This window comes from Flavobacterium collinsii (assembly GCF_902804485.1).
Classification (GTDB): domain Bacteria; phylum Bacteroidota; class Bacteroidia; order Flavobacteriales; family Flavobacteriaceae; genus Flavobacterium; species Flavobacterium collinsii.
This window is the reverse complement of record NZ_CADCST010000062.1, coordinates 60,131-68,603: the sequence shown is the minus strand read 5'-3', so window position 1 is coordinate 68,603 and position 8,473 is coordinate 60,131. Positions and strand designations below refer to the sequence as shown.

The 8,473-nt window shown below is 35.3% G+C and carries 8 protein-coding genes; all 8 read left to right on the top strand.

The genetic code is table 11. The features are described from left to right. Positions 1-157: 157 nt before the first annotated feature. The 8 genes from FLA105534_RS04085 to FLA105534_RS04050 all read left to right on the top strand — a co-directional run bounded on the left by FLA105534_RS04085 (position 158) and on the right by FLA105534_RS04050 (position 8,448). On the top strand, positions 158-394 hold the full coding sequence (locus tag FLA105534_RS04085) for an acyl carrier protein (RefSeq protein ID WP_007137004.1): 237 nt from the start codon (positions 158-160) through the stop codon (positions 392-394). 242 nt (positions 395-636) lie between these two features. Further along, positions 637-1,890: a beta-ketoacyl-ACP synthase II gene (gene fabF, locus FLA105534_RS04080; RefSeq protein WP_173964765.1), complete on the top strand. Its 1,254-nt coding sequence runs from the start codon at positions 637-639 to the stop codon at positions 1,888-1,890. A 9-nt stretch (positions 1,891-1,899) separates the two neighbouring features. Next, positions 1,900-2,640, top strand: a complete 741-nt coding sequence (rnc, locus tag FLA105534_RS04075) for a ribonuclease III (protein ID WP_173964764.1) — start codon at positions 1,900-1,902, stop codon at positions 2,638-2,640. A gap of 125 nt (positions 2,641-2,765) precedes the next feature. Then, positions 2,766-3,254, top strand: a complete 489-nt coding sequence (locus FLA105534_RS04070) for an IPExxxVDY family protein (protein ID WP_173964763.1) — start codon at positions 2,766-2,768, stop codon at positions 3,252-3,254. Between the two features lie 5 nt (positions 3,255-3,259). Beyond that, positions 3,260-4,693, top strand: a complete 1,434-nt coding sequence (pyk, locus tag FLA105534_RS04065; protein ID WP_173964762.1) for a pyruvate kinase — start codon at positions 3,260-3,262, stop codon at positions 4,691-4,693. Between the two features lie 444 nt (positions 4,694-5,137). Beyond that, on the top strand, positions 5,138-5,719 hold the full coding sequence (locus FLA105534_RS04060; RefSeq protein ID WP_173964761.1) for a DUF4136 domain-containing protein: 582 nt from the start codon (positions 5,138-5,140) through the stop codon (positions 5,717-5,719). Between the two features lie 365 nt (positions 5,720-6,084). Continuing rightward, positions 6,085-7,281 carry a C1 family peptidase gene (locus FLA105534_RS04055; protein WP_173964760.1) on the top strand — a complete coding sequence of 399 codons (1,197 nt, stop codon included), beginning with the start codon at positions 6,085-6,087 and terminating at the stop codon, positions 7,279-7,281. A 489-nt stretch (positions 7,282-7,770) separates the two neighbouring features. Beyond that, complete coding sequence (locus FLA105534_RS04050) at positions 7,771-8,448, top strand: hypothetical protein (protein ID WP_173964759.1); 678 nt, start codon at positions 7,771-7,773, stop codon at positions 8,446-8,448. Positions 8,449-8,473 lie beyond the last annotated feature (25 nt).

Genomic DNA, 8,473 nt, shown 5'->3' with positions numbered 1-8,473 from the left:
ACTGCAAATAACGGAATAAAAATCGAAAATAAATAGTATTAAAAAGTCTTTCTTGAAATTAATTTTATAAATTAGTGTTACATTTATAAACTAAATAGTTGTTTTAAAATAAAGTTTTTTATTTTTGCCAACAAATTAAATTCTAAAATTAAAGATTATGTCAGACATTGCATCAAGAGTAAAAGCGATTATCGTAGACAAATTAGGTGTTGACGAAAACGAAGTTGTAACAGAAGCAAGCTTCACTAATGATTTAGGAGCTGACTCATTAGACACTGTTGAGCTTATTATGGAATTCGAAAAAGAATTTGATATTCAAATTCCAGACGATCAAGCAGAAAACATTGCTACTGTTGGTCAAGCTATTTCTTATATCGAAGAAGCTAAAAAATAATAATACCGCACCCGATTTCTAAAAAGCCCCAATTTTTGAAATTCAAAATTCCAAAATTGGAATTTGATTTTTGAAATTTGATTTTTTTAAGAGTCGGGTGTTATTATTTTTTTTCAAATTTAAATTTCGATTGATTTTCAATCAAAAAGATATATTTATATTGTAATGCCCATGGCTCTTAAGTAAACAATACAATTAAGAAAGCGTGGGTTTTATTTGTTTAAAGTACAAAATACATATTTATGGCATTAAGGCGAGTTGTTGTAACAGGATTAGGTGCACTTACTCCTATCGGGAATAATATCCAGGAATATTGGAATGCACTTGTGAATGGAGTTAGCGGAGCGGCTCCTATCACATATTATGATACAGAGAAGCATAAAACGAAATTTGCCTGTGAAGTAAAAAACTTCAATATTGAAGATTTTATGGATCGTAAAGAATCTCGTAGATTAGATAAATTCGCTCAATATGCAGTTGCTGCCAGTGATGAAGCTATTAAAGATGCCGGACTTACTAATGATAATATCGACAAACAAAGAGTAGGTGTTATCTGGGGAGCAGGAATCGGAGGTTTAGAAACTTTCCAGGAAGAAGTAATTTATTATGCTAAAGGAGACGGAACTCCAAAATTCAATCCGTTTTTTATCCCTAAAATGATTGCCGATATAGCACCTGCACACATTTCGATGCGTAACGGATATATGGGACCAAATTATACTACTGTTTCTGCATGTGCATCTTCTGCAAATGCATTAATTGATGCTTTCAACTACATCCGTTTAGGAATGTGTGATGTTATTGTATCCGGTGGTTCAGAAGCTGCCATTACCATTGCCGGTATGGGAGGTTTTAACTCTATGCACGCTTTATCAACAAGAAACGAAAGCCCTGAAACAGCTTCAAGACCTTTTGACGGAACCAGAGACGGTTTTGTATTAGGAGAAGGAGCAGGAGCATTAGTTCTTGAAGATTACGAGCATGCTAAAGCCAGAGGTGCAAAAATTTACTGTGAAATTGGCGGTGGCGGAATGTCATCTGATGCTTACCACTTAACAGCACCACATCCGGAAGGAATTGGAGTTATTGCAGTAATGAAAAATACCCTGAGAGATGCCGGAATGAATCCTGAAGATGTTGATCATATCAACACTCACGGAACTTCTACTCCTTTAGGAGATGTTGCCGAATTAAAAGCAATCAGTGCTGTTTTTGGAGAACATGCAAAAACAATCAACATTAACTCTACAAAATCAATGACAGGTCACTTACTTGGTGCGGCTGGAGCTATTGAAGCAATTGCTTCTATTTTAGCAATGCAGCACGGAATTGTACCTCCAACGATTAATCATACTGTAGTAGATGAAAACATTGATCCTTCATTGAATCTTACCTTAAACAAACCTCAAAAAAGAGAAGTAAATGTTGCTATGAGTAACACTTTTGGTTTTGGTGGACACAATGCTTGCGTATTGTTTAAAAAATTAGTGGACTAATTTCTGCATATGAATATTATCAAAAAAATATTTTCTAAATCCCGTTCTCTAGAAGACGGGATTTTTTTTGACACTATTCAGAAAATACTTGGTTTTCAGCCTGCAACGATCGATTTTTATAAGAAAGCTTTTACACACCGGTCTTCAAATAAATTAGACGAGTCGGGACACCCGATCAATTACGAGCGATTGGAATTTTTAGGAGACGCTATGTTAAGTGCCGTAATTGCAGCACATTTATTTAATAAAGCACCTAATGGTGACGAAGGTTATCTAACCAAAATGCGTTCGAAAATCGTAAGTCGCGAGCATTTGAATGAGTTGGGTAAAGATCTGAATCTGGTTCGTTTTGTAGAAAGCAAAGTTCCTATCCAGCACTTTGGAGAAAACATTCATGGTAATATTTTCGAATCCCTTATTGGAGCCATTTATCTGGATAAAGGATATTCGTTTTGTGAAAAATTTATTCAAAAAAGAGTGATTACACCTTATGTCGACATAGCTCGCCTTGAGGGAAAAGTAATTAGCTATAAAAGCTTGGTTATCGAATGGTGTCAGAAAGAAAAAAGAATCTTTCACTATGACATTTTTGAAGATAACGGCATTGATGGCCAACGCCTGTTTGGCGTCAAATTAAGTATAGACGATAAAGTAGTCGCAAGAGCACGCGCAACTTCAAAAAAGAAAGCAGAAGAAAAAGCCTCACAAAGGGCATATTTTGCATTTCAGGAAAAAATAGACAAGAAATAGCTACAAAACACTTGTAACTATCTTAAAGCTATAACGTTTTCGTTTATAATTTAACAAAAACATACACTTCTTAACTATCGATGCTCCGTTAGAAATAGTATATTTACACCTTTATTTTTCATGACATGGCTATTCATAGATTGGATTTAGACGAATTTGACGAAATTGATTATTATTTAATGGCAATCCACACTTCATTGGAAGATTACAGATTGGCCTATTTTATCAATAAAAACCTTCCGATAAACTTAAGTAAGAGCAAAAACGAGATCCATGCTCAAACTAAAGAAGGCGAGGCAAATTTTTCGAGATTTTATTATTATGATTCCGAAAAAGCAGTTTCATGGAACTTGATTCAGAATAAAAATGAGATCATTTCAGTGAGTAAAAATGATTCTCAAGATTTGTTTTCCAATGAGACAAGTGAGGTTTCAACAACAATTCATTTACTTCCTGAATTCAAAAAAGTAGATTTTTTCCTGAAAGTAGACAATAGCGAAGAAGCTCTTGACTTTTCAGAAATTCAACAACAATTAAACAAAATAGAAAGTATTGCAGCTATATATGCTGTCGATACCGACAAAATAAAATCAAAAAACAATCTAATTTTTTAAAAAAAATGCTAAAAACAAACAAAAAAACCAAAATTGTTGCTACACTTGGGCCTGCATGTAGTACGAGGGAGATTATCAAGGATATGATCGAGGCAGGGGTTAATGTGTTTAGAATCAATTTTTCGCATGCTGATTACGAAGGAGTAAAAGATAAAATCAATATTATTAGAGGTCTTAATGAAGAGTTTGGTTACACTACTGCAATCTTAGGAGATTTACAGGGACCAAAGCTTAGAGTTGGAGTAATGGAAGAAGGAACAGTTGTAAATGATGGTGACATCATTACTTTTACAACTGCTGAAGATATTATTGGAACAGCTCAGAAAGTGTTCATGAAATATCAAAATTTCCCAAATGATGTTAATCCGGGAGAACGTATTTTATTGGACGACGGTAAATTGATTTTCGAAATCCTTACTACCGATAAAAAAACAGAAGTTACTGCTAAAGTAATTCAGGGTGGAGAATTAAAGTCTAAAAAAGGGGTTAATCTTCCAAACACTAAAATTTCTTTACCGGCTTTAACAGAGAAGGATATTGCTGATGCTATTTTTGCTATCGAACAAAAAGTAGACTGGATTGCGCTTTCGTTTGTAAAAACACCTCGTGACTTACAAGATCTTCAAGAATTAATTGCCAAACATTCAGAGCATAAAATTCCAATCGTAGCTAAAATTGAAATGCCGGAAGCTCTTGAGAACATGGATAAAATTGTAGCGTATTGTGATGCCTTAATGGTAGCTCGTGGAGATTTAGGGGTTGAACTTCCTGCTCACGAAGTACCATTGGTACAAAAAGACTTAATCCGCAGAGCAAAAACTGCGAGAATTCCGGTTATCGTTGCTACACAAATGATGGAAACGATGATTACAAGTTTAACTCCTACAAGAGCCGAAGTAAACGACGTTGCAAACTCAGTAATGGACGGTGCCGATGCAGTAATGTTATCAGGAGAAACTGCTACAGGAAACTATCCGGTACAGGTTATTCAAAAAATGACACAAATTTGTGAGGCGGTTGAGGATTCTCCACTTATCCAGGTTCCACAAAACACGCCACAAATTAAAACAAAACGTTTTGTTACTAAAACAGTTTGCCATCAGGCCGCTTTATTGGCTAATGAAATCAAAGCAAAAGCAATTTGTACTTTGACAAACAGTGGTTATACCGCTTTCCAAATTTCAGCCTGGAGACCATCTGCACACATTTTAGTATTTACTTCAAACAGAAGAATCTTAACACAATTGAATTTATTATGGGGAGTAAGATCTTACTTCTATGACAAAGACGAAAGTACAGATGATACTATAACTGATGTTAACGAAATCGCAAGAGAAAAAGGATATGTTGTAAAAGGAGATTACCTAATCAACCTTGCGGCAATGCCAATTAAAGAAAAAGGAATGGTAAACACCATGAGAGTTTCTGAAATAGAATAGTTTATTTTTTAAAGTATACATTCACACCGAAAAGCCATTCGATAATCGAATGGCTTTTTTATTGTTTAATTTTAAAACACTTAAAAAAAAAATCTTACCACCAATTCTGTGGTCAAAATCATAGACGAAGCTGGAAATACATGATTTACATAGATCTGTTTTATCGGATTATTTCTAAATTAGGTTGTGCTTCAGGGAAAACAATACCCGTATAAAGCCTGCAATTTTCTTTAATAGTAATCAATCGTTGAGAACTAACAAGTAAGAATTTTACGTCTAGTATTAAGCCGTTTAAATAAAATAATTTATCTTTAACTACAAGAGTGACATATATTAATCATAACTACTTACAAAAGCACTTACTTTTATTTATACTCTGGATTTCATCAAAATTTTAATAATATCAAATTAAACTAATTTAATCATTAATTTAAATACCACAAGATGAATATTAAAAGAAAGAATCTTCGTATAATCCCAATACTTCTATTGGGTTTAATTTACAGCTGCTCACCAACTGTAAAAGTTACCACCGATTATGATCCCAGTACTAATTTCAACGAGTACAAAACATTTACTGTTTACGACTTAAAAGCACAGGAAGGACAGGTCAGTCAATTAAATGTTGATCGTGTAACAAAAGCCATCCGTAGTGAAATGATTAGTAAAGGTTTTACAGAAACCACAACAAACCCGGATCTCAAAGTAAATGCAGTATCGATCTTAAAAACCAAAACTTCGGTATCAGCAAACACAGATTTTTATGGTTATGGCGGTATGTATCGTCCATATCGATATTGGGGTGGAGGTCCCATCATGGGAGGCGCCAATACAACCGTCAATACCTACGATTATGTTGATGGCTCTCTGATCATTGATATTGTATCTACAAAAACACAAAAACTGGTATGGCAAGGAATTGGTAATGCTCAAATAGACAGCAAACCCAACAATCCGGAAGAATTTATTTCCTCATCTATCAAAAAAATTATGGCAGGATTCCCTCCCGGATTAACAAAAAAATAAGCTTATACCCTAAAAAGCAATCACTAAAACACCCTGCAGAACGGATTTTGAATATTTACGGGTACAGAAATTCAAACTCCGCATGGATGTCGATGCCGCAAAATTCCCAAAAGACCGGGCCTACTATATTATTTTTGTAAATAACTGGCTGCCTTGATTCTCTATCACTATCAAACCCAACAAGTTTAAAACTGATCGGATTTACCCGCTTTTTTGTTTTGCGTATTTTGTAAGTTTATATAGATTAAGAAAAACATTTTATAAAAATTAACGGTTGCGGGTTAGTTTTATTAGTTAAAATTTAATTGTTTTGTAACAAAATTTAAATTACGACAACTAATTTATCAAAACATTAAATATAAATTATGAATACATTTTCATTCAAATCAGTGTTTGCAGCATCGGTATTTTTGGCTGGAACAGCAGGCTGTTTTGCGCAGGACGTTTTAGTAAACTCACTTAAATTAAACGCCAGCGACAAAAGTAAAGAAAACTTTAAATTTACCGAAGTTATCAATTTAGGAACAACTTCTGTAAAAGCTCAGGGTTCATCAGGAACTTGCTGGAGTTATTCAACCAACTCATTCTTAGAATCAGAAATGATTCGTTTAGGAAAACAACCGGTTGAATTGTCTCAAATTTTTTCGGCAAGAAACGTGTATGTTGACAAAGGAGAAAACTATGTTCGTATGCATGGAGCTATTAGTCTTGGTGACGGTGGAGCTTTGCATGATGTAATTAATATGTACAAAAAGTACGGAACTGTTCCGAGAGAAGTATATACAGGATTAAACTACGGAACAGATAAAAACAAATTTGGTGAAATGGGCGCTTTAATCGAAAGTGTTTTGGCAGCAGTAGTTAAAAACCCTAACGGAGAGCTGACACCAAACTGGAAAAAAGCCTACGCAGCGGTAATTGATTCTTATTTAGGTAAAGTACCGGATAACTTTAACTACAAAGGAAAAAACTATACACCTCAAACTTTTGCTAAAGAAGTGGTAGGAATTAATCCGGATGAGTATGTAGAAATGTCTTCTTTTACTACCTCTCCATACTACCAAAAAACGACTATGATGGTGCCGGATAATTGGTCATTGGATCAGGTTTACAACGTAAAAGTAAACGACATGACCGATGTTATCGACAATGCACTGAAAAAAGGATATACTGTAGCGTGGGCAACAGATGTGAGCGAGAAAAGCTTTAGCTGGAAAAATGGTGTGGCTTACGTGGCTACAAAAAAATTCGACGATATGACTGCTGAAGAAAAAGCAGACATGTTTAACGGACCAAAAGCTGAGCCTGAAATTACTCCTGAAATGCGTCAGACTGCATTTGACAACTACACTACTACAGACGATCACGGTATGCACATCATTGGTTTAGCCAAAGATCAAACCGGAAAAGAATATTACATTGTTAAAAATTCATGGGGAGAAACAAACGACTACAAAGGTTTCTTGTTTGTAACTAAGAATTTTGTAAAATACAAAACAACTGCTTTATTAGTAAACAAAGGCGGAATCCCTGCTGAGATTGCTAAGAAATTAGGGGTATAATTACCTTAGAGTTCAAAAAAATAAAGAAGCGCTGCGATGAAAATTGTGGCGCTTCTTTATTTTAACCACAAAGAGCACAAAAGTTTACGCGAGGAACGTAGAAACATCTTATCGGTAACCAATATCAAAATGCTGTGTCCAAATTAGCATTACAAAAAAGGAACGCGGATTACGCAGATTCGCTTTGCGAAAACGCTGATAAAAACGGATTTACCAGGAATAAAAATTATTCTCTAACAAATAATAAAAAATCCGCGCTGATCCGTGCTTTCGCAAAGCGAATCCGTACAATCCGAGTACTATCTTTTTAACCACAAAGGGCGCAAAGGTAGACGCAAGGAACGTTAAGTGCTATTTTTTCGCCTAAATCAGGTATAAGTACTTGGATGAGTTGTTTTTAGTATCCATAAATTCGTCTTGCTTAAGCAATTAAGAGGCGTCTCCCGAAAAGCCTTAACAGAGTAGGGCAATCCAATAAACAATTAAACCATGTCAACACCCCCAGTAATCACAGTACCCATTGCAGATCAACAGCATTTGTTGTTTTTGTTTATTCCTTTAAAAAAAGGCGCTTTGCCCGAAGCATTACTTGCTGCTCAAAGCATTAGAGAAGCTGCCACTACAGAACCTCCGGTTGGAGATCTCCGTAAAACAACAGGAGTACATTATTTTACTATTTATGCACAAGCAGACGGAGCTCCAACTCCAGGGATACCTGTTCCGGGATTTCAGTCTTATCCGGGAAAAGATGTATTGGTAGTAATGTCTATCTATGACGGGCAATTTGATGATTATATCAGAGCGTTCTTCAAGATAGAGCAGGTTGTGAAAGGTTTAAACTTCTTGTTACATCTTATGGACGAAGAAGGAATTCCGGGTGTGGATCCGGATGGACCAACATCGGCAAAATTTATAAGACACAAAGACAGAGGTGGAGTGGTTAAAAATGCTAATGCATTTTACTGCTTGTTGATGCGTTATAATTTTGGGGATCCTGTTTTTTCTGCAGGCGATAAAGATGGGAAATATATTTTTGGCACCAACTTTCCGGGACTTACCGTAGCAAAAATTATCGACAACTATCCAAATGCCGATAAAACATGGCCAGCAGTTCCGGGTCAGGTAAGTTATAATTTCCCAAAAGCTCAAAAACCGGATTGCGAATAGTTTTAAATCTAATCTTAATGAAGAT

Excerpts from the sequence above, each read along its gene's own strand:
- FLA105534_RS04055 (WP_173964760.1), top strand. The coding sequence starts at position 6,085 with ATGAATACATTTTCATTCAAATCAGTGTTTGCAGCATCGGTATTTTTG.
- FLA105534_RS04085 (WP_007137004.1), top strand. The coding sequence starts at position 158 with ATGTCAGACATTGCATCAAGAGTAAAAGCGATTATCGTAGACAAATTA.
- pyk (WP_173964762.1), top strand. The coding sequence starts at position 3,260 with ATGCTAAAAACAAACAAAAAAACCAAAATTGTTGCTACACTTGGGCCT.
- rnc (WP_173964764.1), top strand. The coding sequence starts at position 1,900 with ATGAATATTATCAAAAAAATATTTTCTAAATCCCGTTCTCTAGAAGAC.
- fabF (WP_173964765.1), top strand. The coding sequence starts at position 637 with ATGGCATTAAGGCGAGTTGTTGTAACAGGATTAGGTGCACTTACTCCT.
- FLA105534_RS04050 (WP_173964759.1), top strand. The coding sequence starts at position 7,771 with ATGTCAACACCCCCAGTAATCACAGTACCCATTGCAGATCAACAGCAT.
- FLA105534_RS04070 (WP_173964763.1), top strand. The coding sequence starts at position 2,766 with ATGGCTATTCATAGATTGGATTTAGACGAATTTGACGAAATTGATTAT.
- FLA105534_RS04060 (WP_173964761.1), top strand. The coding sequence starts at position 5,138 with ATGAATATTAAAAGAAAGAATCTTCGTATAATCCCAATACTTCTATTG.